Below are 25515 nucleotides of genomic sequence, written 5' to 3' on the forward strand. Positions count from 1 at the left end.
CTAATAGTTGTATAACAAAGATATTATTTTGATTGCTACGAACTTAATTTTGCTTACCTAACACTTGAATCAAAACTACTAAACTCACCTGTAGACGGGGCTGTGTAAGCTACACATCAAAGAAAGCTTACAGACGAAGTTGAGTCGTGACGCACCTAGTTCGGCCTACCTTTTCTCCTGCTTTCGTCGTAAGCCTCAGCGAAGCATCCCCTGCCCCCAGAAAGCCAGCACAACCACAACCTCATCGTTCGGAGTACGCTCTTTGAACACCTGAGCCTCCAATTGCCTCTTGTCATTTGCCAGTTTTGGGTTAGCCCGGAGTAGCTCGACTGCATCGAGAGCGTACCTACTGCTACTGACCGATTTTGTGTACTGACCCGTAGTGATACCTGGAAGCAGACCTGCTTGGCACAACCCAAGAAAGGCTCCACGCGGGCAGCTATGCTGGATCGCGTTGCTGAGTTTGTTGGGGTCAGTGTAATGTTCCGTAAGAGATGCCCGCCAAGCGTCCTGGGGCAACATACCGTTCAATGTAGCCAAGCAGTACGCTCGCCAAGCGATCTCGCCATACGTACCCATCTGTGTTGCGCCTCCGTCTTCATGAAAGTAGTTTACCAAAAGTATTAAAACACGCAAATAATAGACAATCTCTGTTTATGACTGAGTTCATAGAGAATATCAAATAACCAGTTGCGAGATGGCGATCGCCTGATAATTTCATAATCTATTTCTAAGCGATCGCCCTCAGTATAAAACTAAAACTGCCAATTCAGTTGTAATCCCACGACATCAACTGAGCTTTCAAATTCACCTCTAACTGTGCCAGTGGTAGTACTGGACTGATTAATGGGGCTGTCTTCTGCGAAAACATGGCTATAGGCAAGATCAAGGCTGAATGATTGAGAAGGACGGTAAATAGCACCAATTCCTACTAAAGTGCCACTGCTGTTCATCATCTTTGGTGAGGTAGCGAACAAGGATGTTGGTATCAAGTCCGATCATTGCCTCCCTCAGAGATAGCCGCTTCCATATCTTCGAGAGTGGCTGGTCTAATGTCTGGCCGATACAGAATCCCTGACAGAGTTTCTACCGCAACATTGAGGGGAAAGATTTTCACTTGACCATCTGCATCGATAACAAATTCGACCCTGCTACCGCTAACTAGATTGAGATGCTCCCGGATTTCTGCGGGAAGAGTGATTTGTCCAGTGTCAGTGACTATCGTGCTGAACATAACTAGGATGCCGACAAAGAAACTTGCATTTATATTTTAACTAGTCAATCGCTACTAACTTTATCTATAGACAGCGCGAATTAATTAGCCGCAGACTGAGCTTCTTGATACATGATTTCTTGGAATTGAATCATGTCTTTTTGTGGATCTGCGATGCTCACTTTTACTAATAACTGTTCACCTAATGTCGCAGAACGTTTAAAAATCATTGGTAACTGCAAGCCCAAATCTTCTAATAAAATTAGTGCTAAGTTACTGTCTTCTCGCAACCACATTAAAACTGTGACTGACCAAACTTGTTCTGGATGACGACGGAGATATTCTAAAGCCCAATATCTATTAGTTTGGCGTTCCACCATTGTTACCTCTTGGGTAATGGTAGAGACAGTCATCATCACTTCTTTGAGTTGGTCGGCGGAAAATGGCAGGACTTCACCCCGCAAATGGGCTTTTAGTTGAAAATGGGTGAGCAAATCACTGTAGCGACGAATGGGAGAAGTTGCTTGAGTATAGGTATCTAAACCCAAACCTGCATGACGTAGAGGTGTGATACTCATTTCACTTTTGGGCATACATCGCCGCATCGCACAAGCACGAACGAATCCTGCTGGTAATTGAATTAATTCTTCTTCTGGCGGTAATTCTGGCTGTGGCTGACCGCGAAATGGCAAGGGTATGTTATGAGTTTTACCGTAACGGGCGGCTACTTCACCAGCAAGAATCATCATTTCTGCCACGAGTTGCCGCGATGAGGAATCATCTAAAATGTCAATGCTGATCTCATCGCCTTTAACTTTAATCATCGCCTCTGGCATATTAATGCTGATAGCTCCTTGGTTGTAGCGCCAAGATTTCCGTTTTTTTGCCCAATTAGCGATCGCTTCAATTTCTGGTTCTGCTTGCACGCCTATTTGCACCATCTCATCCACATCTTCATAGGTGAGGCGATAAGTTGGTTTAATCAAGCTGGCATGAATGCTGTAATCTTCTACTGCTCCATTGCTATCTAAAATAATTCCAAAGCTTAGAGCGCAACAAATTTTCCCCTGTACCAAACTCATCGGCCCAGTCGCCAATATTTCTGGGAACATAGGAACCATACCTGTGGGCAAATAAACCGTACTTCCCCGCTTTCTGGCTTCTAAATCTAGGTCATCTTCTGGTTCTAACCAACGCGTCGGGTCAGCAATATGTACCCATAATCTTTCTCTACCATCAGAAAGTGATTCCCAACTCAGACCATCATCTATCTCAGTTGTGCTTTCATCATCAATTGTGTAAACTTTCAGATGGGTCAAATCTAGGCGATTTACATCTAAGTCTGTTGTTGGGGAATCCAAACGCTGTTGCGCCACTTCTAATACCTTGCTAGGAAACTGAACTGGAATTGACGAACGACGCAGGAACAAGTTTTCATAGGGACTCCACCAGCCCAGGTCTATTAATAATTGAAAAGCTCCTTGAGGGGTGGCCGGCCGCCCCAGCATATTCATCGTTTCTAAGACTGGTGCTGGAGGAGGGTAAGCCCTCGCCAGGGCATCATATTTTACTCCCTCCCGCACAATATCTGCCATTAAGGCTGCGTATTTTTCTAATGCTTCTAGGCGATGGCGATCGTGCCGTTGCCATTCTACCGCTTCACCTTTGAGTGCTTCTTCTACCCGCACTAAAAATTCTTGCTGTCCCTTAGCTTTGAGGGTTTCTACTTCTATTTGGTGTTTCCGTTCTGCTACTTGAGCCGTTGTGCGCGGTTCGTAAGCATCACCTTTTTGCTTGAAGTAGAGTTTATCATCTGATAACAAGCAATGGGCTGCATAACAAGGGGCTGGTTCTGATTCGGAAAACAGCAGATTCGCCATTTGCGCTGGTGTGACTGCCTCTGAGTCCTCCACCAATAATTCCCAAGCCACTTCTAAACTAGATGGGTCTAAATAAGGCTTGATTTCTTCTAGAAATTTAGGAATTTCAGCGGACTTATAGGTTTGTCCGTTAACTGTATATGTAATTTGTCTCGGCGCGAGGCTGTGGGATTGACCGCGTTCATCTACCACAAACCAACGGGTCTTTCCATCTGGACGATCTACCACACCCAGACGGCGATCGCCTTGAACCCTAAATTCAACTAGCGTCCCCTTCTCCACAACTCTCGCACTCTTATAATTTTAGATTTTAGATTTCGGATTTTAGATTTAATAACTAGTATTAAATCTGGAATCCTAAGAATTTTATGTAGGAACCAATTTTACACTTTAATTATTCAGATTTGAGATTTTGGACTGGAATTATAAAGCCAATTTTTGTAATTAGCTGTTCCTGTTAATCCAAAATCTAAAATCTAAAATTTAAAATTGACTTAGCCTTCAGCGTTGATGAATGGCAACAGTGCTACAATCCGCGCCCGTTTAATTGCTAATGTTAGCTCTCGCTGTTGCTGACAAGTCAGCCCAGTAATCCGGCGAGGTAATATTTTGCCTCGTTCGGTAATGAACTTACGCAATAAATCAACATCTTTGTAATCGATTGGCTCTCCTGGCTTAATTGGAGACAGACGACGACGATAGTAACTCATCTTTACTTGATTTCCTTGTGAACGGTATGTTTGTTGCAGTGGGTACAGAACTTGTTGAGTTCTAAACGGTTGGTCGTATTACGACGGTTCTTCATGGTGGTATACCGGGACACACCAGGAGAACGCTTGTCAGGATTGCTACGACACTCGGTACATTCTAGTGTCACAATTATGCGGACACCTTTACTCTTAGCCATAATCTTACAAACAGTTAAGCCTGAAGAGAAATTTACACAAATGACTATCTTCGCACATTTCGTTGCAAAGTATCAACTAAACGCTTGATTTTTATATCGAGCGAGTAGCCCCGACGCGACGAAACTATAAAAGTTCTAGCGTAACGGTCATGCAAAGCCTGCCGTAACTGGGTATCAGAGAAAGCTGCACCACAGTCTATTGCCAGAGGAAGCAATAGCAGTATAGCAGTGGGATTAGCTCGAATGTTGCCGAGGGCGATCGAGACCAACAAAGCACCAAAGCCAATTATAGCTTCTCGCTTCACCAGTGCCAGCAACTCTGGAATTCTCCCCATGACTTGGGCATTTTCCACTTCTAAGATTTTCAAGTCAAAAGCCCAGCGCCCTAAACTTTGCCCTCGATTGTTAAATACCACAACCACCCGCAAAATCAGCCAACAAAAGATAAAAACTAAAATTTGAACGAATTGAATACCGAAACTATTACTACCAAATAACGAACTGATTAACCAAGCACCCAAAAAATCCAGCCCCAAAGCCATACCGCGCCGCCAAATCTCAGCTTTGGGATAGTGTTTTTGCGGAATCCTTTCGATAGTCATATAAAACAAGTATTTTTATTTAGAGGTTGGGAAATAATCTATGCTTCTATTTTTAATATTTAAGGTGATGTTCTGAGGTGTGGCTTTGCTGACCAAGCCCGAAATCATGACCACTAAATCTAAAACTTTATCTTGCGATCGCTCTAATGCCAGAAATTAGCCGTTTTTTAGGAATTATTATTACCATGTATTATAACGACCATCCGCCGCCACATTTTCATGTTCGTTATAATCAACAAAAAGCAATTATTGATATTGAAACTTTATCTATATTAGAAGGTAAACTGTCTTCCAGAGTATTAGCACTTGTACTGGAATGGGCGAATTTACATAAAGCAGAATTGATGGATAACTGGGAAAAAGCTAGACTCAATAGTCCGCTAGAAAAAATTGAACCCTTGGAATAAGCCATGCTAAAAGATATTATTGCAGTCCAACCAAAAGAAGGTTATCAACTCTACATCCAATTTGAAGATAACAAACAAGGAATTGTTGATGTTAGTAAATTAGTTTCTTTTACAGGGATTTTTGCACCCCTAAAAGATATTAACTATTTTCAACAAGTAAAAATAAATCCTGAGTGGGGAACTATTTACTGGGAAAACGGTGCTGATTTTGACCCCGATGTACTTTATGCAGAAATTACGGGAGACGAAATTAGTAATTATCAAATTGCTAAAACAGCAAATGAACTTTAGAAATCAGATTATCGACTTCTTAAAAAAGTCGATAATCTGAGATTTTCCTTTAATACTGGGTCATACGCTATGTTATCTGTCACGGATGCAGCAGAAATTATATTTAATTTAGTCAAACCGTTAGATGATCAGCAGGATATAGAAATTGTAGATTTATTGACAGCAAGCGATCGCATTCTGGCAAATCCCATCTCTAGTCAGCTAGATTTTCCCCATTGGGATAATTCCGCAATGGATGGCTATGCAGTTCGTTACGAAGATGTACAGCAAGCTAATGTTGAACAACCAGCAATTTTAGAAATTGTTGAGGAAATTCCAGCAGGATATCAACCTAAAACCACAATTCAACCTGGACAAGCAGCGCGAATTTTTACTGGTGCGGTAATTCCAGAGGGTGCAGATACCGTAGTGATGCAGGAGAGGACAAGCCGTGAGGAAAATCGCGTGTTTATTCAAGTCGCACCCCAACCGCACGAATTTGTCCGCCGCAAAGCATCTTATTATCAAGCCGGAAGCCAACTTTTACCAGCAGGAATTAAATTAAAGGCGGCGGAAATTGCTGTATTAGCGGCAGCACAGTGTCCCCAAGTCAAAGTTTACCGCCGTCCGCGAGTAGCAATTTTTTCCACTGGCGATGAATTGGTGACACCAGATATACCACTACAACCAGGCCAAATTGTCGATTCTAATAATTATGCCTTGGCAACTTTAGTCAAAGAAAGTGGAGCAGAACCTTTATTATTAGGCATTGTTAAAGATAATCCAGATGTTTTACGAGAAACAATTGCTTACGCCATAGCGAATGCTGATATTGTGCTTTCTTCTGGCGGGGTTTCTGTAGGCGAATATGATTATGTTGACAAAATTTTAGAAGCTTTAGCAGCGAAAATTCATATTCGTGCTGTAGAAATGACACCAGGGAAACCTTTAACTGTGGCGAATTTTCCTAATCAAAACTCAGCAATTTACTTTGGTTTACCAGGAAATCCTGTTTCGGCTTTAGTAACTTTTTGGAGATTTGTACAACCAGCAATTAAAAAATTGGCTGGACTTGCTGAAGGTTGGGAACCAAAATTTATAAAGGTGCGATCGCATGATGAATTACGCGCCAATGGTAAACGCGAAACTTACATTTGGGGACGTTTAAATTTAGTTAATGGCGTTTACGAATTTCATAAAGCTGGCGGTAGTCATAATTCCGGCAATTTAATTAACTTGGCTCAAAGCAATGCTTTAGCTGTTTTACCAATAGGTCAAACTTTAATTGCACCAGGAGAAGAAGTGCAAGTGTTGTTAATTGCTGGGGCGTAAATTATGAGCTTTGACAATGTTTGTAAAATATTAGCTGAAAAATATCCAGCAGAATTTGTTAATTGGTTACTTCCTGAAGAACCGACACAAGTTAAGGTACTGAAAACAGAATTGAGTTTAGAACCAATTCGTGCCGATTCTGTCACATTTTTGCAAACAGCTAATCGAATTTTACATATCGAATTTCAAACCCGCACCATCTCAAGTCCTCCACTTCCATTCAGAATGCTAGATTATTCGGTGCGGTTAATACGTCAATATAATGTTCCTGTTACACAAGTCGTAATTTTTTTGCAAGAGACAAATAACGAAATTGCTTTTACCGAAGAATATGTAAATGAGACAACTACTCACCGTTATCGAGTTCTACGAATGTGGGAGCAAGACTCAGTAATATTCCTTGATAACCCTGCATTATTACCTTTAGCACCATTAACACGCACAACCTCACCTCAACGGTTGTTGTCACAGGTTGCCCAGAGTCTTGCTAGAATTTCTGATAGAAATACTAGGCAAGATATTGTAGCTTACACCGAGATTTTAGCTGGGTTGAAATTTGAAAAGGGATTGATTCGTCAATTTTTAAGCGAGGATGTTATGCAAGAGTCGGTAATATATCAAGATATTTTGCAGAAGGGAGAGCAACGAGAAGCCTTCCGGTTTTTAATGCGTCAGTTAACTCGACGTTTTGGTGAGATAGACTCATCAATTATTGACCGTATCAGAGTATTATCTACTGAGCAATTAGAAGTATTGGGAGAGGAATTTGTTGATTTTTCTACAATCTCTGATTTGATTGCTTTATTAGAACAGCAGGAAAATAGTTAAGCAAGTAGCAACAATTGAAACGCAGAGTATCGCTGAGGTAAACGCAAAGGTACGCGAAGTTTTTGTTCAAATTTTAGATTTCATTGCACCAAAGCTCTAACTTCATTGGCAGAATCTAGTTGTAATGCTGTTGCTACGATCGCCTCGGCTTGAGCTACAGTTAATTTTGCGATCGCTTGTTTAACTATCCCGATAGCTTGGGGATTGACGCTTAATTCATCTAACCCTAAACCTAATAAAATCGCTGCGGCTGTTGGCTCTGCTGCTAATTCTCCACATAATCCTACCCAAATTCCGGCAGCGTGGGCGGCTTGTACAGTTTGCTGTATCATTCGCAATACGGCGGGATGTAAAGCATCGGCTAAATACGCTACTCTGGGGTTATTGCGATCGCCTGCCATGACATACTGACTTAAATCATTAGTCCCTATACTGAAAAAGCTGACTTCCGCCGCTAAATGATCAGCTATAGCGACAGCTGCGGGGACTTCAATCATTACACCCACTTCCATATTTTCATCGAAGGCTATACCCGCTTGCCGCAGTTCTGCCTGCACTTCACCTAAAATTGCTTTAGCTGCACGTACTTCTATGACAGTAGCAATCATCGGGAACATCACCTTAATATTGTGTTCTGCACTGGCGCGTAAAATTGCCCGCAACTGAGTTTTAAACAATTCTGGATGATCTAAACAGAAACGGATACCCCGCCAACCAAGGAAGGGGTTAGCTTCGTGAAACCCAACTCGCAAATAAGGTAATGGCTTGTCACCGCCCACATCTAGAGTGCGGATAATTAACGGACGGTTATCTAAAACTTGGGCGATCGCCTGATACACTGCTAGTTGTTCTTCTTCTGTAGGTGCGGTGTTTCTATTTAAATACAAAAACTCAGTCCGCAGTAGTCCCACACCTTCAGCGCCACCAGCCACAGCCGCTTGTACATCTGCAATACTACCAATATTTGCAAGGACATTTATCTGTTTTCCATCACGAGTAATTGCTGGTTGATGCGCCTTAGCAAGTACTTCTTGTTTAGCAGTTTGCCAAGCTTCCCGTTTAGCTTCTAACGCACCGAGAATATCTCGTTCTGGTTCTACCCAAGCTTTGCCGCTTTCACCATCCAGTGCCATCAATGTACCATCTTCCAGTCGCAACACTTCTGGATTTACACCCAAGACAGCGGGAATTCCCAATGTCCGCGCAATAATAGCACTGTGGGATGTGGCACTTCCTGACACTGTACAAATACCGAGTACTTTTCTGGGATCTAACCCGGCAGTGTCAGATGGTGTCAAGTCTGTGGCTACTACAATCGCTGGTTCGGCAAGATACAAGCTAGTAGCAGTATTTCCGGCTAACAGTCGCAGTACTCTTTGACCTATATCTACAATATCTTCTACTCGTTCTCGCAAATAAGCATCTTCTAGGGTGCGGTAAGAAGTTGTAACTTCATCAACTGCGGCTTGCCAAGCTGCTTCTGCATTCAGGTGATGTTCCATGATGCGTTGCTGCACACTTTCTAGCAACACAGGATCTTCCAAAAATAGTAAATGAGCATCAAAAATTGCGGCTTCAGTGTCACCTATTTGCAAAGTTGCTTGCGAAAATATGGTCTGAATTTCTTGTTGCGCTGTGTGGATAGCCAATTGTAAACGTTGCCATTCTGCCTCCGGGTCATTGACGTGGTATTCTGTTACCGTCACCGGGGCTGGTTGATAATGAATTACAGGTGCGATCGCAACTCCAGGAGAAGCCGCAATTCCTAATAGTTCGCCGCTAGTTGCTGGGGTTGCTTCCTGCTGTGTTGTCGGTGGAGACACAACAGCAGTATCATCCTCACCAAAGTTGTTAGCAAATAAAGTTTGTAATGCTGCTAGTGCTGCATCAGCATCAACACCAGATGCAGTAATTAACAATTCATGTCCTTGACGCACTCCTAAAGTTGTGACTTGGTTAATACTGTCACCTCGGACAAGTGCGGAATTGCTCGTTAAATTCTGTACCTGAATTTGAGATTGAAATTTCGCGGCTGTCGCAACAAACTGTGCCGCCGGACGCGCGTGTAAACCTAAACGATTATGAACACTCAGATGAATTTCTCTGGTAGGATAAGCCGCGCTCGTTGGTGCTTGTGTATGGCTAATTACATCTGCTGTTAGGTTAGTAACTCCCAATTGTGTCGCTTTGGCGGTTAATGCTCCTCTAGCTTCTGCCATGACCTGCTGAATGTTCTTACCTATGGCGGCTGCTACGGCTGCTGCGATCGCACCTTCTACAAGTGGTGCTTCACAGAGGTATACTTTTTCTTGATGTGCTTCTGGTAAAAATTCCACAGCCATTTCTGCATTCATGACTGCACTACCAAGATCCATTAATACTAATACACCATCATCGCTGAATACAGATGCGATCGCCTCATAAATCTTCAACGCATCTGTACCTAATGGATTTTCTGCATCTTCAATACCAGCCGCTACCGCAATCGCAACTTTGCCCTGAACCATTTGTGCAGCGAGTTCCTGCACACCCAGAGCCAATTGTTTACTATGAGAAACAATAACTATTCCGACCACTGCAACACCATCAACTTTGTTGAGAGTCTTATATTGAGCAAGCTATCTGTTGCAGACCAAAATAACATTAATATTTCATTATCATTACAATTATCCAAAAATCTTTAGAATGAGTCGTTGCAGCTAAGGTAAAAATGCGCTCACACTATAATTTTTGGGAATACTTAATTTTGAAGGTATTCTTCTAACTTAAAAGTAAAATCATTATGAGTATAACAGTACAACTACAACAAATTTCTTTATCAGTTATAGAAGCGATCAAGGAAAACCCACAACTGGTAAAAACTGTTATTTCATATTATGAAGAAAACAATTTTGAAGCTTTACTTCCTTTATTAGATACTTTTCCTGTTTTGTCTGAGCAAAATGACACACTTGTATTAGAACTAGATAAGTCATGGCATTTAATTAGTTATATTCTCACTAATAGTACAGAAATGGAAAATTTACCATTTTTAGTCAATGAAGTTTCAGATGAAGATAATATGCCATCGATAAATGCTATTTTGTGTGGCGCACCTATTGGTAAAGAATCAGAATATTCCAGTTACGGATATTTACGTTATTTACTTCCTGAAGAAGTCAGAACTATATCAGCAGCGTTATCTAAATTTTCAAATGCTGATATTAGAGCTAGGTTTGATAGAGGAATCTTAACCAAACCAGACATTTACGCAGTTGATTGGGAAGATGCAGAAACCGAGTTTGAATGGATGTTGGACTATTTTGAACAACTGGTTAATTACTATCAAGATGCAGCAAACAAAGTGAATGATTTGTTGATTTACTTTTGATGAGCCTATTCTTCCACTAATTCCATCAAATCTTCAATTGTTACTTCAAAAGTACGAGCTATTTTATAGACTGCACTTAAATCAACAGTATTTAACACATCACGCTGAACGTAACTTTTGACTGTGTTGTAGTTGACTCCAGAACGTTCAGCAACTTCTTTTAGCGTCCAACCCTTCTGTTGAGCAAGTTCTCGAATTCGCAACCTAACGTAACCCATTTTATGGTTGACAAGGGTGCATACGCGCCCGATAATATCTGTGTACATCAAAAGCGATCGCTCGTCTTGCCTGGAAAACTTGAGAGCGATCGCCATTCCTAACACATCCCACAAAGTGGGACAGTATTGACCTATGATACCAACCTCAAAGCCAAAATCAAATAGCCATCCTTGGTGTATTATTCGACAACTACCAAATATGCAACGAATGGTAGTAGCTAGATTTCATGTAAGGATTCAGGTCTAATATTGCGGAAGTAAAGAAGGGCGAGACTGAGTATTATTGGAGTCAGCAATTAGAGCTTGTGCAAAAAAATCAATAACAGACCTACCTTGACGGCGACAAGTCTGCACCACCGTCAACAAATTAGCAGTGTTTTTAAATCGCTCCATTGAACGGGAACCACCACTAACTTTGCGTTTCGTGACAGCCAAACGTAGCGAACGTTCAGCCTGATTGTTATCAGGGGGAACTTCAGGGTAGTCAAGAAAATACCACCATTGATGTGCTTTATCACGCAAAGAACGTAAAAGCTTGCCTGCTGTAGCCCCTGCTAAGTCAATCCAACAATCGAGTGTTTGTTGCAATTTGGATTTGAATTGATTGACCCAATCATTGTAACTAGCACAGTCAAGAGTCTCAAACCATAGGGCGTAATGTCTAAAAGCTTCATCAATTAAATTAACAAACGTTTCGCCAATGGCTTGGTTGTGAAGACCTGGAAGCTGAATTAATTTTTTGAAGTGACGGCGTAGATGTGCTAAACATTTCTGCTGGGCTACAGCTTGATAGCCATTGTAAACGCTAAAATCATCACTGCTGAGTACCCCTGTATATTTAGCCCCTAAAATTGTTTCTAGTTCGGCTCTAGAACGAGTATCAGCCGCAGTAAACAGGCAGAAATCAGAATTGGCAACTACCCACAACCATTCTTTCACTCCCTTGACAGACCAAGGTGTTTCATCTACATGAATGTTAGGTTGTGTCTGTTTTACCCAACTACTTAACTCAATGACGCTCGGTTTAATTGCCCCAGTTATTCGTTCATTGGTTGCAACTAACGTCCCCAGCCCTATATCAATTTGCCCCAATTCCCAAAGCATTTCTTGTTGTTTTTCATAGGGCATATGTGCATAATTATTTGCCCACCCTAAAAATGCCTGTAATTTCACCCCTAAATCTTGTCCGGGAATAATGTGTTGTGGCCACTGCGCTGCTTGTAAATTGCCACAACACTCACAGATGCAGGTGTGACGTTGATATTCCACTATTTCTATGGGACGTTCTACTAATTGCGCTACTGAGTGCTTTTCCACCTTTACGGCTACGGTCGCAAATGCTTTTTGACCACAGTAATCACAATTTAGAGGGCGTAAGATTTCATAACGGTCTACGCTGCCAAAGCCTTTACGGGTTTTTCCCTGATGTCCTAGCTGACCGCCTGGCTTCTTTTTTGGCTGATTTGATTCCTCTTGTGGGGGAGCTTTTTTGTTTTCGCTCTTTTTATGGATGTCTTGTGATGGTGGTTTCGACGAATTCGAGCTATCTAAATCTCGGCTGACCTTTAAACGTTCTACTTCTTGCTGTAGTTGTAAGATGGTTTTCTGTAATTCACGTATTACCTTATTCTGTTCAAGAATTATCTCTACCAGTTGTTCTTTTGATAACTGGTTCAAGCTTTCTCGGTCTAATTCTTGAGGCAGATTTTGGTTCATATTTGTGATACTCCTACTCAAGTATCCCCTTTGTCAATACTCTGCCACCTGAATCCTTACGATTTCATCTTCGCCATGATGCAGACGCTTATAGACAAATTCTTCAGCGATTATTACCCAAAGCCAACCATGTAATTGTCTTTGACTCAACAGTTCCAGAAATAGCATAAGACATTGAAAGGACTTTAGTAGAGTAAATGTCTTAGAACTCAAGCAAAAATTCTCTCAACCTCTCATTCCTCCGTAACCTCTGGTTACTGAGCGACTTGTACCGAGCGTTCGCGCAGCGTCTCCGTCAGGAGAAGTCGAGGTAAGTCGAAGTATGCGTCTCTGTGGTTCTTTATTTAGACAGCACAAGACTTTTAAATCTGTCGCCTTTCACCTGTAACCTATCACCTATTCTAATTTCAACAAAAAACCGAGAAACTATTATGTTTCCCGGTTTATTTTTAATATTAAAACCCTCAGTTTAAGGAAACACAAAAGTATCCCCTATAAATTTTTAGCTAAATTAAACCTTAGCAGCAGCCTTGCTGATAGCGTTCAATTCACCTTTAGCATATTTAGCAGCAAAAGTTTCTAGAGAAACTTGTTTAATCTTGCTTGCGTTACCAGCAGTACCGAATTGTACATAGCGTTCTGCACAAACCTTCTGCATATATGTAATAGAAGGCTTGAGGAAGTGACGGGGGTCAAATTCCTTGGGATTTTTTGCTAAAGCTTCGCGCACAGCAGCGGTGATAGCCAAACGGTTGTCGGTGTCGATGTTCACCTTACGAACACCACTCTTGATACCTTTTTGAATTTCTTCTACAGGTACACCGTAGGTTTCAGGAATCGCACCACCGTACTCGTTAATCAAAGCAATTAAATCTTCAGGTACGGAAGAAGAACCGTGCATTACCAAGTGGGTGTTAGGTAGACGGCGGTGAATTTCTTCAATGCGGCTGATTGCCAAAATTTCGCCAGTTGGTTTGCGGGTAAACTTGTAAGCACCGTGGCTTGTACCGATAGCTACAGCCAAAGCATCTACTTGGGTGGCTTCTACAAAGCTAACAGCTTCATCGGGGTCGGTTAACAGTTGAGAATGGTCAAGAGTACCTTCAAAACCGTGTCCATCTTCAGCTTCACCTGCGCCAGTTTCTAGAGAACCCAAGCAACCAAGTTCGCCTTCTACACTTACGCCCAAAGCATGAGCTACATTAACAACTTCGCTAGTAACTTTAACGTTGTACTCGAAGCTGGCAGGGGTTTTAGCGTCAGCTTCCAAGGAACCATCCATCATGACGCTGGTGAAGTTGTTCTTGATTGCTGAGTAGCAGGTAGAAGGAGCATTACCATGATCCTGGTGCATGACGATGGGAATCTCAGGATAGGTTTCTACCGCAGCCAAGATCAGGTGGCGGAGGAAGTTTTCACCTGCATAATTACGAGCGCCACGAGAAGCTTGCAAAATTACGGGGCTATCTGTCTCGGCAGCAGCCTTCAGGATTGCCTGAATCTGCTCCAAATTGTTAACGTTGAAAGCTGGGATGCCGTAACCGTTCTCAGCCGCGTGATCCAAGAGCAGCCGCAATGGTACAAGCGCCATAGATAGTCCTCCTAATAATGATTTTCAACTAGTCGTTATGAGACAAGCGTAATCTTTACGCTAATCTTAAGAGTTTTTTCAACTTATAGGAAATTATAACTAGTGTGGGGTGCTTATGTTGAAAAAGTTTACGCCACCTCTCATCAAGATGACCTATTTTTGACCTAAACTGCTGTCAAGTATGCTACGTTACAGTTATTTGCTTTGGTAGTGTGGTAGTCCAGATAGGTAATTAATCTACTGCTGATTATTTAGACAAATATACAGGCGATGCCTGCGGCTGGCTTTGCCTACACACCTCATTTCAATTCCAGCTTCTTAACAAACGCTTGGTGTTCAGGAGATTGCAAGCCTGCTTGTAAAGCATTCAACACAGCCAGCATATTTCCAACTAATAACTCTGTTACTGCTAACCACAAACCTGGAAAAACCTGACTTCGTAGAATCCCATGATTATCAGGTACTAATTCCAAATATTCGCCTTTTTCCAAATAAAACCAACTCAATTTCTGCTCAAGCACTTGCCAAACGATATATTCTTTGACACCATTACGGCGATAAGCCTGTTTTTTAGCATGAAGTTCAATAGCCACACTACTAGCAGCAATTTCAATAATTAACTCCGGCGCACCTTCAATATAATCATCTTCACTCAGCCTTGTTTGACCGCCTGCTTCTGGTGCGATGAGCAGAACTGCATCTGGTTGAGGTTCGTTATCTAAGTCTAGACGCACAGTTGGTTCAACTCCCAAACATACACCTGGTGTAGCGGCTTCATAAGTACCGAGCCATGTGAGAATCCAACCATGTGGTTGACCGTGACTTCTAAAACGTAACGCAGCAGGCATTATATATACAATTCCTTCAATCAATTCGGCTTTTTTGACGTTAGGCGTAGCGTTGTAGCGACGCTCAAATTCATAGCGGGTTAGTTTGTCGCCGTTTTCTAATTGGTGAATTGTCCGATGTTGCGGAGGTGTTTTTACCATGACAACGGTAGTTGTTGAGCTTATGCCTATCCTACCGAATTGAGAATATTTCTTGTAGGTTTTGTGCGTAGACACAAAGCGGTGAGGTATTTGCAGTCTTGGCGGTTTGTATCGGTTGCGAACAGCCGTTAGGTAGGGACTTGTCGCTAGACATCGCCTGTTAAAAATTCCCACATACAAAAAAACTTGCTGCAACTTAAAAGTCTTAACAAGCTTTTTTCTTTCTATATGGGTCGCCCGGGATTCGAACCCGGAACTAATCGGTTAAAAGCCGAGTACTCTACCGTTGAGTTAGCGACCCTTTCGTTTCTTTTCGCAACTTTGCCATCATAGCACGAACATCGGTAGAATTGCAAAGGTTTTTTAGAAAAAGTTTGCAGTGAGTCTAACAGATGCGGTGTAGCTGGCTCCTGGTTCTACCACAGTCAGGTTTTCGCCTGTGTTGAGGGAGTTGCGGGGAGCGCTCCAAGGTTCTAGACAATAGAATTCTTTCCCCTTGACCGTCCAAAAGACTACGACCGGATAATCATTACCGTAATCTAAGGTCAATTTTAACCTACGGCTATTGTCGGTGACTGTAGCTGATTTAGCAGTTAAACGTTTAAAGGCAGCATCAATTTCATCTAAATTAAAATCAAAATTGCCGTTAAAGGTTCTGATTTCCTTGGTTATGTTGTCTTGATACTCGTGACTTGCAATTTGAACCTCTAGCTGTGTTTTATCTGGTGCTTGGAAGTAAGGATGAAACCCAGTGGAAAAAGGTATGGATGTTGCAGAAGAGTTATGTAGATGTTGCTGAATTTCTAAGGTATTCCCGTTGATTTTATAACTGAAACTCAAATGAAAATCAAAGGGGTATACAGCTTTGGTTTGCTCGTTACTCACTAAGTGGACTTTGAGATAAGTTGTATTGTCCTCGGATACTTCCTCAACTTCCCAAGGTAAGTCACGGGCAAAGCCATGCTGTTTAAGAGTGTATTGCTGACCGTTGTGAGTATAGGTGTTATCTGGTAAGTTGCCACAGATGGGAAACAATATGGGATTACCACCCCTAACACTCAAATCAGGGTGAGTAAAGCGCTCTTTATCCAAATAGAAAATTTCTTGACCTTGAACACGCCAAGCAGTAATAATCCCACCACGTTCTGGTACAACTTCTATTTGAGTACCGGAGGTTTCGTCCGAAAGGATGTAGGTTTTGTACTGTTGCTGTTGAATGGTAATTGTCGGCACAAGATTATTCCTTAGAGATGAGAAGTGAGAAGTGAGAAGTGAGAAGTGAGGAGTCTAAAAATAAATCATCTCTAGCCCCTACTGCTCACCCTTACTCTCTAACATTTACTCGTCTTCTGCAAATATAAAGCGATACAATTCGCTAGGATCAGGCTCAGGACTACTTTCGGCAAACTTCACAGCTTCATCAATGACATCCTGAATCTTCTGGTCAATGGCTTTGAGTTCTGTCTCACTAGCCAAATTTTGTTCCACCATATAAGCAGCCAGTTTCTTAATTGGGTCACGGGAGAACCAAAATTCTTTTTCGGCTTTGCTGCGTAATTCATCTGGGTCTGCTAAGGAGTGACCACGGAAGCGGTAGGTGAGGGCTTCAATTAATGTTGGCCCTTCTCCAGCACGGGCGCGGGCGACGGCTTCTTGAGCAACAGAATGTACTGCGAGTACATCCATCCCGTCTACTTCCACACCCACCATGTTAAATACGCTGGCTTTCTTATAAATTTCTGGCTGGGAAGTTGCCCGTTCGTGAGCCATCCCAATTGCCCACTTATTATTTTCTACCACGAAAAGAATTGGCAGTTTCCATAAGGCTGCCATATTCAAGGTTTCAAAAAACTGACCGTTGTTAGCAGCACCATCACCAAAGAAGCAAGCGGTTACTTGGTCAGCTTTTGGGTCTCCCAAAACTTCGCGGCGGTATTTGCTTTGAAAAGCTGCGCCAGCTGCAACCGGAATACCTTCTGCGACAAAGGCATAGCCACCTAATAAGCCATGTTCGGCAGAGAACATGTGCATGGAACCGCCGCGTCCTTTGCTACAACCTGTAGCTTTGCCAAATAATTCCGCCATGACTTCTCTGGCGGGAACTCCTGCACTTAGGGCGTGAACGTGGTCACGGTAGGTACTGCTAACAAAATCTTCCCCCGGACGCATTGCCTTGATAACGCCAGACGAAACAGCTTCTTGACCGTTATATAGGTGGACAAAACCAAACATTTTGCCCCTGTAGTACATTTCTGCACATTTATCTTCAAAAAAGCGTCCTAACACCATATCTTCGTAAAGCATTAAGCCTTCTGCTTTGGTGATTTGAGCGCTGGCAGTATCAAATTTAGGTAACGTCCGTTCTTGAACCATTATTTTTTTAGTATCCCTGTTGTAAAACTGAAATTTACCATGTTAAATAGGCCGCTTTGTGACAAATCTGCTGGTTTGTCTAAGCTAGGTTGTGCTAGAGACCAAAACTAAAAATTTATGCACTAAGGAGAATTATGGGGAAAGAGGGAACAAAGGGTCTAATTTTGGCACTTTATCAGTCACTATCGGCGATTTTTACACCCTAACTGCAATAAATAAAAATGATTCTATTCTTTGATGGTAAAAGCCCCAGGATTTATCCGTGGGGTCAATCCAAAATCTAGAATCTAAAATCCAAAATTGTCTGACCTCTCATGATGCTGCCCTTTGAGGATTTTCAGTCCCAACTCCTGGAGAAATGCTATCAATCAGGATAGCTCGGTTTCTGCATATCTATTAACAATTTCCCACAAATAAACATCGAAACTGAATTTATCTTGCGAAATAGTTGTCATTAAGATTTAAGCATGGTAACATTTTATTCCTTGATATTATTAACATCTACCATTAGCAGTATTACTATTATCACCGCATAGCCAGGGCAAACACTTACGTAAAAGTCAAGCAGATAAGCTTATAAGTTAGGTATGACTAGTATGATTAACCATCGCAATACAGTTTTGCTGTGTCTCATGGCTGATAGCAGTTATACACAAGTAAATACTAAGAATTAAGACAAAGTTTCCCTCTGACCTAGGCGAAGTCAAATTAATAGTAATAAAATGTGTCTCAAAATTTCAGGGGGAACAAAATTAATTGTTGCACTATACACTTATAGTGTAAGTCCGGCACGGTATTATTCACCGTAATATTATGGCACGGTTTTACAGGCCTGGAATGCTCTAGGTGGGTTATGTTGATCACGGTGCAGGGGAAGTAGGCTGTGCGAATTCCGCTAGATTACTACCGAATTTTAGGACTACCGTTAGCGGCAAGTGAGGAACAGTTGCGACAAGCGTATAGCGATCGCATTGTACAATTGCCGCGACGGGAGTATTCTCAAGCAGCAATTGCTTCTCGTAAACAATTTATAGAAACAGCTTACGTGGTTTTATCCAATCCGAAAGAACGTAGCAGTTACGATCAGCTTTATCTGTCCCACGCTTATGATCCTGATGGCACTGCTACAGCTACAGTTACAGCAGGCAAACGCACAGAGACTAATCGTGATCTTGATAGCCAAGGTCTTAGTATTGAAATTCCCCAACAGGAATTAGTTGGTGCGTTATTAATCTTGCAAGAGCTAGGGGAATACGAGCTTGTACTCAAACTAGGTAAAACATATCTAGCTAATCATAGTGTCACCTCTGCCAAAATCGGCACCAATCTCCTTGAAGAAGATTTTCTCGCAACTAGTGACCATCCTGACATTGTCTTGACTGTAGCTTTGGCTTGCCTAGAATTAGGCCGGGAACAGTGGCAACAAGGTTATTACGAAAATGCCGCAGTGTCTCTAGAATCTGGGCTAGAAATGCTGGCCAGTGAAGGGATATTTGCGAGTGTGCAGGCAGAAATCCAAGCTGATCTCTATAAATTGCGTCCTTATCGGGTTTTAGAATTACTCGCACTACCTTTAGAAAAGACTGTACAACGCCACCAAGGCTTGGAATTGTTGCAAAGCATCCTGGAAGATCGTAGCGGTATTGATGGAACTAACAACGATCAATCGGGCTTAAGTATAGATGACTTTTTGCGATTTATTCAACAAATCCGCCACTACTTAACAGTCGCCGAACAACACAAGCTATTTGAAGCTGAAAGTAAGCGTCCATCTGCTGTAGCCACTTATTTAGCAGTTTATGCTTTGATTGCTAGAGGATTTGCTCAACGTCAACCAGCCCTAATTCGTCAAGCAAGACAAATGTTGATGTATTTGGGCAAGCGCCAAGATGTACATCTAGAACAGTCACTCTGTGCGCTATTGTTGGGTCAAACCGAAGAAGCAACCCGTGTTTTGGAAATGAGCCAAGAGTATGAAGCCTTAGCTTTTATTCGGGAAAAATCCCAGGACTCTCCTGATTTGTTACCGGGGCTGTGTCTGTATGGTGAACAATGGTTACAAAATGAAGTTTTTCCCCATTTTCGTGATCTGTCAAGACAGCCAGCGGCGCTCAAAGATTACTTTGCCAACCCCCAAGTGCAGGCTTATTTAGAAGCACTACCAACTGATGCGGAAACTAGCAACGAGTGGGGTGTAATTAATCGCCAACCTTTTGCTTCTCCACAGTCTCATAATCAGCATCCACAAAATCATTCTGTGGGAAATTCTCGCCAGAATCACGGAAAAATTCCTGACCTGGATTTACCAGAACCAAGTAATTATAAAGTACCTGATTATTCTAATTCGTCGTCGCTGCCTAGAACGAATCCACCACCTGCACCACCAACAGCTAATCATCATCAACCGCCAGAAATACCTTTAGCATCGTTTACGCCACCAGAAAGAACCAGCAGCACAACCAGCCATAATCTCAATGGTAAAACTGCTACACCTCGTCCTACCCAAAAACGCAGACGGCGTAAGCCTCCTAGTCAACCTGTTAACCGAGAACATAGGTTAGATAATAATCGCGATCGCCCGACGCGGCAACGGCGTACAGTCAGCAGCAGTCTAGATAGGAAAACCAGATTAGTCTGGACGGTATTTGCTTCCTTGGCGGGAATATTAGTCTTCTGGTTAATAGTGTCCACAACCTTTGGTTGGTTAAAAGATATCTTTTTCCCCCGTCCCGGTGTGGAAGGTCAACCTTTAGCCATCCAACTCAATCAACCACCTGTAGAAATTCCTAACGGCTATAGCGATGTACTCCCACCGGATGGCCCTTTAACAGATCAAACAGCCGAAGAAGTGATTCAGACTTGGCTTTCTACCAAAGCTATAGCTTTAGGCCCAAACCATGATGTTGACAGTTTAAACGGCATTTTGACTGGTTCATCTCTATCTCAATGGCGATTAATTGCCCAGCAAGATAGAGCCGATAACCGCTATCGCAGGTACGACCACAGCGTTAAAGTAGAATTTGTGACTAAAAATGACTTAGACCCAAATCGCGCCGTCGTTTTAGCTACTGTCAAAGAAGCAACACAGTTTTATGAAAACGCTCAGAAGAAAAAGTCTTCTAACGAAAGTTTGCGGGTTCGCTATGATTTAATTCGCCGAGAAGGTACGTGGCGAATTCAAAGTATGTATGTTGTGAATCAAATTAGTATGAGCTTTTAATGCCATTTAAACTTAATTAAGTGTGAATGAATTCTGCACTAGGTTAGGTCGCCAGATTGATCACAACTGTTGTAGAGATGTATACAAACATCTAGCAATCTGTTGCTTAATAGCAAAAAAATTTGTTTGCTGTTTACGTCCTTTACGGAAATTTTATCAATTCCATAAAATTGCTATAGCAGGAGGCAGGAGGCAGAAGGCAGAAGGAAAGGTGTGATTATTCCTGGTATTCAAGCTTTCAAATTTTCCTAACATATCTGACTACCGCTATATCTGTATATTTAGTTTAGTTAACTGAGATGAAAATATTTGCAGTTTGTAACATTAATCCCAGAGCTTATTGCAGTTTGTAAATATTTTGTGTAACTGAAAGGAATATTCCTTTAGACTGAATCTCAATCGGAAAATATTGGGATCGAGGCAAATGCAGTCGATGAATTTTTTGTGTCATGAATTTGTAGTTGCTGTCTCATTTGGTGCTTGTATTCTTGGTTTAGTAATGCTTTGGGATGGTAAGCAACCAAAAGATGACATAGAAGAAACAGAGAAGATTTTATTTAGAATGAGTTTTTCTTACTGGCTCGTATACTGTGTTGCTTTTGCGTTAGAAAAAGTAATTTTACCTGATTGGGAATCTGTAATGGTTTCTTTGAAAATCACAACAGCACTGTCATATTTTTTAACTTTTTCTTGTATTTTGAGTTTACCGCTACATAAATTTGCAGTACATAGAGTTGAAGAATAGCCAGATCAAGTATGAAGTGTGAAATGGAATCAACTAGACACAAACGGACTAGTAACTTTTAAGTTGATTTATGTTTCATGGCGATCGCAATCGCGGTTTGTAGTTCATCCTGGACTAAACTAGTCAGGATGAACACCTCTTGTACAGTTTTACCTTGTCTAGCGATGACTTTATAACCGCCGCGAATTGGTACAGATATACGCAATTGCATTTTCGGACTATGACCTCTCACCCTGCCAATTACGCCTGGGGTAACAGTATAAATGCCATCTTGCTGACAGAGAAGTTCTAAAATACGGATAAGACCGGGAAGATGGGTAGAGTGATTCCAGACTAGTCTGCCATCTTTGCGGTTATTGGGTTTTTGGGAATCTGGCTGAGATTTATCCATGATAACTAAGCTGCTTCTAGGGGAGCCATTGTTAAACCGGCTCGTCGCAGCTGTTGGTGGTACAATTCTGCTGGTTCTTGCGGCCCTACCCAGACGATCGCTTGTCCTTCGTAATGTATCTGATTAGTTAAATCCCAAGCGCGATCGCTGGTCATATTCGGGATATACTTCATCAAACACTCAGCGACATGTTGAAAAGTATTGAAGTCATCGTTTAAAACGATAACTTTGTAATTAGGATACGGTTTACTAATAGTTTGACTAGACCGTTCAGGCGTAACAGTTGGTGCGGTACCCATCCCGTACACAGCTGCTGAAAGTCTTGTAAGCATAAGACAGTTAGCTACCAGGATTTTACAAAACTACATTATAAATAAATAGTTTAGTCCATAGAACGTATGAAACGTTGTCTTTTAAGCTGTTGACTCTGGACTGTTAACCAAAAATAGATAAACCTAGCAGGTAGCACATCACAAACCGCCTGCTAGGAGATAAAAATCTATATCTCGCCATGTTTGAAGGGTAGAGCTTATTTGTAATTAATAATGCCTATCCTTAGTTAGAATAACCAAATTGCTGAGACAACAGGGTTAAGAAAAGTCAATCAATTAGTTAACTCTTGGAAAAAGGGAATAGGTTCCCGACTGCCCCAATGATGGCAAGATCATAAAGCGAACAATACCTCATAATATTAAACAGGCGCTTCATACTTCTTAACTATTTAGTTTTATTAGAACAATGGCGAGAGATTTGCGGGGATTCATCAAAATTTTAGAAGAAAGAGGGCAATTACGGCGGATTTCTGCCTTAGTTGACCCAGAATTAGAAATTGCGGAGATTTCTAACCGGATGCTGCAAAAAGGCGGGCCGGGGTTGTTGTTTGAAAATGTCAAAGGTGCTTCTTTCCCGGTGGCGGTGAATTTGCTGGGGACTGTGGAAAGAATATGCTGGTCGATGAATATGCAGCATCCGCAGGAGTTAGAAACTCTGGGGAAAAAGCTGAGTATGCTACAGCAACCAAAACCGCCGAAAAAGATTTCGCAGGCGATAGATTTTGGTAAAGTGCTGTTTGATGTTATCAAAGCCAAACCCGGAAGAGACTTTTTTCCCGCTTGTCAGCAAGTGGTAATTCAAGGCGATGATTTGGATTTAAATACTTTACCCTTGATTCGTCCTTATCCTGGTGATGCTGGCAAGATTATCACCTTGGGGTTGGTAATTACCAAAGATTGCGAGACAGGTACGCCTAATGTGGGTGTTTATCGTTTGCAACTGCAATCTAAAAATACCATGACAGTTCATTGGTTATCAGTGCGGGGTGGGGCGAGACACTTGCGAAAAGCGGCAGAACGTGGGAAGAAATTAGAGATAGCGATCGCCCTTGGTGTTGATCCACTAATTATCATGGCAGCTGCTACACCCATTCCAGTCGATTTATCAGAATGGTTATTTGCTGGGTTATATGGTGGTTCTGGTGTGCAGTTGGCAAAGTGTAAAACTGTTGATTTAGAAGTTCCGGCTGATTCTGAATTTGTTTTAGAAGGGACAATTACCCCAGGGGAAGTTTTACCAGACGGGCCTTTTGGCGACCACATGGGTTATTACGGCGGTGTGGAAGACTCCCCTTTAATTCGTTTCCAGTGTATGACGCACCGCAAAGACCCGATTTATTTAACCACATTTAGCGGTCGTCCACCCAAAGAAGAAGCGATGATGGCGATCGCACTTAATCGTATATATACCCCAATTCTACGCCAACAAGTCTCAGAGATTGTCGATTTTTTCTTGCCAATGGAAGCTTTGAGTTACAAAGCCGCAATTATTTCCATTGATAAAGCCTATCCCGGACAAGCACGCCGCGCCGCTTTAGCCTTTTGGAGTGCTTTACCACAATTTACCTACACCAAATTTGTGATTGTCGTTGATAAAGATATCAATATCCGCGACCCCCGACAAGTTGTTTGGGCAATCAGTTCTAAAGTTGACCCCACCCGTGATGTGTTTATTCTGCCAAATACACCCTTTGATACTTTAGATTTTGCCAGTGAAAAAATTGGTTTAGGTGGACGGATGGGAATTGATGCAACTACCAAAATTCCCCCAGAAACCGAACATGAATGGGGCGCACCACTAGAATCAGCTCCAGATATTGCTGCAATGGTAGAAAGAAAATGGGCAGAATATGGTTTAGGAGATTTACAGTTAGGAGAAGTTGATCCTAACTTATTTGGTTATGACATGAAATGAGTTTTAGGAAATAAAAGATAATACTGTATTTTCCTACCTTATTCAGGTAGGATTTTTTCTATCAATCAAAAGCTGGCGAACATAACCGAATATAAATCTCTCTTTTATCATCTGTAAATGCGCGTCTCCCGTGCATAATTCTTGTATTATCTATCATTAAAATATCTCCTCTTTGCCAGGTAATATTTGTAGTTAATTTTTCAGCAATTAGATTTAGTTCAGCAATAACCTCAGCCGGAATTTCTGAATCATCCTCAAATTTCAGGACTTGAGGATTTAACTGCATTGTTGGCAAAAGGCTATTAATAAAAGCTTGGTATTTACCACATTTACTAGTACTTACTGCGAAAAAAATATATTCAATACAAATCGATTTATCTGGGTATATATGAAGATAAGTATAATTCTGATTACAAATTTCTTTAAGTGTATTAATATCGTCTGTTTTGTATTTTTTCTGCCATTCTGCTTTATCCATTAGCACAGTTAACTTCAATTTCTTCTGAAGAAATAAACTTTTTAGCTCATCACTAAGAGCTGCAAAAAATTGCCTACCATCACAGATAGTTGTTTCACCATTTTCAGAGGCGGGGTGAGCGCAGAAAAACCACAACATCAATGGTATCTGCTTTTGATAGTACATTTCTCCATGTAACTTAATATCAAATTGATAATCGTTCACACTTAAAATAGTTTTGTCACCATTAATAACCCGTCTATTGAAAGCACCGCCAGCATAATCAAGAAAATCTGTACTAAATAAATTAGTAAACTCTCTAAAAATACTCGTATCAGTTGTGAATCCTCGAAATAGTAACACACCATAATATTTAAATAGACTGATGATTTCTGCTTTATTAAGGTCTAGAATATTTTTATAATTACTATTAATAATTTGCTGACCTATGGTTGCTGAGATTGGCTGTTTAGAAAAATTCATATAATTCAACCAAAACAATATTTACTATTTTTTATTGCTGTAGACTCTTGATAAGGATTTCGCGTCTATCAGAGAATATCGGCATTGATTTATGATTAACTACAGACATTAGTTTAATTGTACCTAATCGATGCCATCTTGCAAGAAAGTTAAATCTAAATGATATAACTCCAAACATAAGTTATAAATAAAGCAGATTTTCTCGCCAGTCTAGTAAAAAGAAAGTAAATATGCAGAAAAACATCTATTATTCCCTATCAAAACTAGTAATTACAT

The 25515-nt window shown here is 41.4% G+C and carries 25 protein-coding genes and 1 tRNA gene; 8 read left to right on the forward strand and 18 right to left on the reverse strand.

Annotation, left to right across the window (positions count from 1 at the left end):
- Window positions 1-195: 195 nt before the first annotated feature.
- The 7 genes from NCWK1_RS30635 to NCWK1_RS23195 form a co-directional block, all read right to left on the reverse strand.
- Window positions 196-579, reverse strand: coding sequence for a DUF6979 family protein (locus tag NCWK1_RS30635; protein WP_103126329.1), 384 nt, complete (start codon window positions 577-579; stop codon window positions 196-198).
- A gap of 176 nt (window positions 580-755) precedes the next feature.
- Window positions 756-956 carry an outer membrane protein transport protein gene (locus NCWK1_RS29230; RefSeq protein WP_146034028.1) on the reverse strand — a complete coding sequence of 67 codons (201 nt, stop codon included), beginning with the start codon at window positions 954-956 and terminating at the stop codon, window positions 756-758.
- 32 nt (window positions 957-988) lie between these two features.
- Entirely contained in the window at window positions 989-1234 is a 246-nt protein-coding gene (locus tag NCWK1_RS23175) for an AbrB/MazE/SpoVT family DNA-binding domain-containing protein (protein WP_103126330.1), read from the reverse strand.
- A gap of 80 nt (window positions 1235-1314) precedes the next feature.
- Complete coding sequence (locus NCWK1_RS23180; RefSeq protein ID WP_103126331.1) at window positions 1315-3375, reverse strand: ribonuclease catalytic domain-containing protein; 2061 nt, start codon at window positions 3373-3375, stop codon at window positions 1315-1317.
- A 212-nt stretch (window positions 3376-3587) separates the two neighbouring features.
- Window positions 3588-3803 (reverse strand): 30S ribosomal protein S18, encoded by a 216-nt coding sequence (gene rpsR / locus NCWK1_RS23185; RefSeq protein WP_096582652.1) that lies wholly within the window; start codon window positions 3801-3803, stop codon window positions 3588-3590.
- Window positions 3804-3805: 2 nt separating this feature from the next.
- Complete coding sequence (gene rpmG / locus NCWK1_RS23190; protein ID WP_083468823.1) at window positions 3806-4000, reverse strand: 50S ribosomal protein L33; 195 nt, start codon at window positions 3998-4000, stop codon at window positions 3806-3808.
- A 44-nt stretch (window positions 4001-4044) separates the two neighbouring features.
- Entirely contained in the window at window positions 4045-4602 is a 558-nt protein-coding gene (locus NCWK1_RS23195; protein ID WP_103126332.1) for an RDD family protein, read from the reverse strand.
- Between the two features lie 146 nt (window positions 4603-4748).
- Between NCWK1_RS23195 and NCWK1_RS23200 the strand changes: the two genes are divergently transcribed.
- The 4 genes from NCWK1_RS23200 (at window position 4749) to NCWK1_RS23215 (ending at window position 7439) form a co-directional block, all read left to right on the forward strand.
- The gene (locus NCWK1_RS23200) at window positions 4749-5009 is read left to right on the forward strand and encodes a DUF4160 domain-containing protein (protein WP_103126333.1); all 261 of its coding nucleotides are present in this window, start codon (window positions 4749-4751) and stop codon (window positions 5007-5009) included.
- A gap of 3 nt (window positions 5010-5012) precedes the next feature.
- Window positions 5013-5300: a DUF2442 domain-containing protein gene (locus NCWK1_RS23205; protein ID WP_103126334.1), complete on the forward strand. Its 288-nt coding sequence runs from the start codon at window positions 5013-5015 to the stop codon at window positions 5298-5300.
- Between the two features lie 69 nt (window positions 5301-5369).
- Window positions 5370-6611 carry a molybdopterin molybdotransferase MoeA gene (locus NCWK1_RS23210; RefSeq protein ID WP_103126335.1) on the forward strand — a complete coding sequence of 414 codons (1242 nt, stop codon included), beginning with the start codon at window positions 5370-5372 and terminating at the stop codon, window positions 6609-6611.
- Window positions 6612-6614: 3 nt separating this feature from the next.
- Complete coding sequence (locus NCWK1_RS23215; protein ID WP_103126336.1) at window positions 6615-7439, forward strand: DUF4351 domain-containing protein; 825 nt, start codon at window positions 6615-6617, stop codon at window positions 7437-7439.
- Window positions 7440-7519: 80 nt separating this feature from the next.
- Here NCWK1_RS23215 and ptsP read toward each other — a convergent pair whose 3' ends face one another.
- Entirely contained in the window at window positions 7520-10015 is a 2496-nt protein-coding gene (ptsP, locus tag NCWK1_RS23220; protein WP_103126337.1) for a phosphoenolpyruvate--protein phosphotransferase, read from the reverse strand.
- A 206-nt stretch (window positions 10016-10221) separates the two neighbouring features.
- Here ptsP and NCWK1_RS23225 point away from each other — a divergent pair, with 206 nt between their 5' ends.
- Entirely contained in the window at window positions 10222-10809 is a 588-nt protein-coding gene (locus NCWK1_RS23225; RefSeq protein WP_103126338.1) for a DUF1877 family protein, read from the forward strand.
- A 5-nt stretch (window positions 10810-10814) separates the two neighbouring features.
- On the opposite strand, the gene NCWK1_RS23230 is transcribed toward NCWK1_RS23225, so the two are convergent.
- The 7 genes from NCWK1_RS23230 to pdhA form a co-directional block, all read right to left on the reverse strand.
- Entirely contained in the window at window positions 10815-11027 is a 213-nt protein-coding gene (locus tag NCWK1_RS23230; RefSeq protein WP_103126339.1) for a helix-turn-helix domain-containing protein, read from the reverse strand.
- 243 nt (window positions 11028-11270) lie between these two features.
- Entirely contained in the window at window positions 11271-12743 is a 1473-nt protein-coding gene (gene tnpC, locus NCWK1_RS23235) for an IS66 family transposase (protein ID WP_103125739.1), read from the reverse strand.
- Window positions 12744-13254: 511 nt separating this feature from the next.
- The gene (gene fba, locus NCWK1_RS23240; protein ID WP_015111178.1) at window positions 13255-14334 is read right to left on the reverse strand and encodes a class II fructose-bisphosphate aldolase; all 1080 of its coding nucleotides are present in this window, start codon (window positions 14332-14334) and stop codon (window positions 13255-13257) included.
- A 299-nt stretch (window positions 14335-14633) separates the two neighbouring features.
- The gene (locus NCWK1_RS23245) at window positions 14634-15323 is read right to left on the reverse strand and encodes a Uma2 family endonuclease (RefSeq protein WP_103126340.1); all 690 of its coding nucleotides are present in this window, start codon (window positions 15321-15323) and stop codon (window positions 14634-14636) included.
- Between the two features lie 229 nt (window positions 15324-15552).
- Window positions 15553-15624, reverse strand: a tRNA-Lys gene (locus NCWK1_RS23250).
- 62 nt (window positions 15625-15686) lie between these two features.
- Window positions 15687-16556 (reverse strand): aldose epimerase family protein, encoded by an 870-nt coding sequence (locus tag NCWK1_RS23255; protein WP_103126341.1) that lies wholly within the window; start codon window positions 16554-16556, stop codon window positions 15687-15689.
- Window positions 16557-16661: 105 nt separating this feature from the next.
- Entirely contained in the window at window positions 16662-17696 is a 1035-nt protein-coding gene (gene pdhA / locus NCWK1_RS23260) for a pyruvate dehydrogenase (acetyl-transferring) E1 component subunit alpha (RefSeq protein ID WP_096582670.1), read from the reverse strand.
- A gap of 883 nt (window positions 17697-18579) precedes the next feature.
- Here pdhA and NCWK1_RS23265 point away from each other — a divergent pair.
- A complete protein-coding gene (locus NCWK1_RS23265; protein ID WP_103126342.1) occupies window positions 18580-20916 on the forward strand; it encodes an IMS domain-containing protein in 2337 nt (778 codons plus the stop codon).
- Between the two features lie 424 nt (window positions 20917-21340).
- Window positions 21341-21661 carry a hypothetical protein gene (locus tag NCWK1_RS23270; RefSeq protein ID WP_187308222.1) on the forward strand — a complete coding sequence of 107 codons (321 nt, stop codon included), beginning with the start codon at window positions 21341-21343 and terminating at the stop codon, window positions 21659-21661.
- A gap of 58 nt (window positions 21662-21719) precedes the next feature.
- On the opposite strand, the gene NCWK1_RS23275 is transcribed toward NCWK1_RS23270, so the two are convergent.
- Complete coding sequence (locus NCWK1_RS23275; RefSeq protein ID WP_103126343.1) at window positions 21720-22052, reverse strand: DUF2103 domain-containing protein; 333 nt, start codon at window positions 22050-22052, stop codon at window positions 21720-21722.
- Between the two features lie 5 nt (window positions 22053-22057).
- Window positions 22058-22384, reverse strand: a complete 327-nt coding sequence (gene clpS, locus NCWK1_RS23280; protein WP_096582678.1) for an ATP-dependent Clp protease adapter ClpS — start codon at window positions 22382-22384, stop codon at window positions 22058-22060.
- Window positions 22385-22790: 406 nt separating this feature from the next.
- Here clpS and NCWK1_RS23285 point away from each other — a divergent pair, with 406 nt between their 5' ends.
- Complete coding sequence (locus NCWK1_RS23285) at window positions 22791-24299, forward strand: UbiD family decarboxylase (protein WP_103126344.1); 1509 nt, start codon at window positions 22791-22793, stop codon at window positions 24297-24299.
- A gap of 61 nt (window positions 24300-24360) precedes the next feature.
- Here the strand turns inward: NCWK1_RS23285 and NCWK1_RS23290 are convergent, their stop codons facing one another.
- The gene (locus NCWK1_RS23290; RefSeq protein ID WP_103126345.1) at window positions 24361-25239 is read right to left on the reverse strand and encodes a TauD/TfdA family dioxygenase; all 879 of its coding nucleotides are present in this window, start codon (window positions 25237-25239) and stop codon (window positions 24361-24363) included.
- Between the last annotated feature and the right edge of the window lie 276 nt (window positions 25240-25515).

It is taken from the genome of Nostoc cycadae WK-1, from assembly GCF_002897135.1.
GTDB lineage: Bacteria > Cyanobacteriota > Cyanobacteriia > Cyanobacteriales > Nostocaceae > Nostoc_B.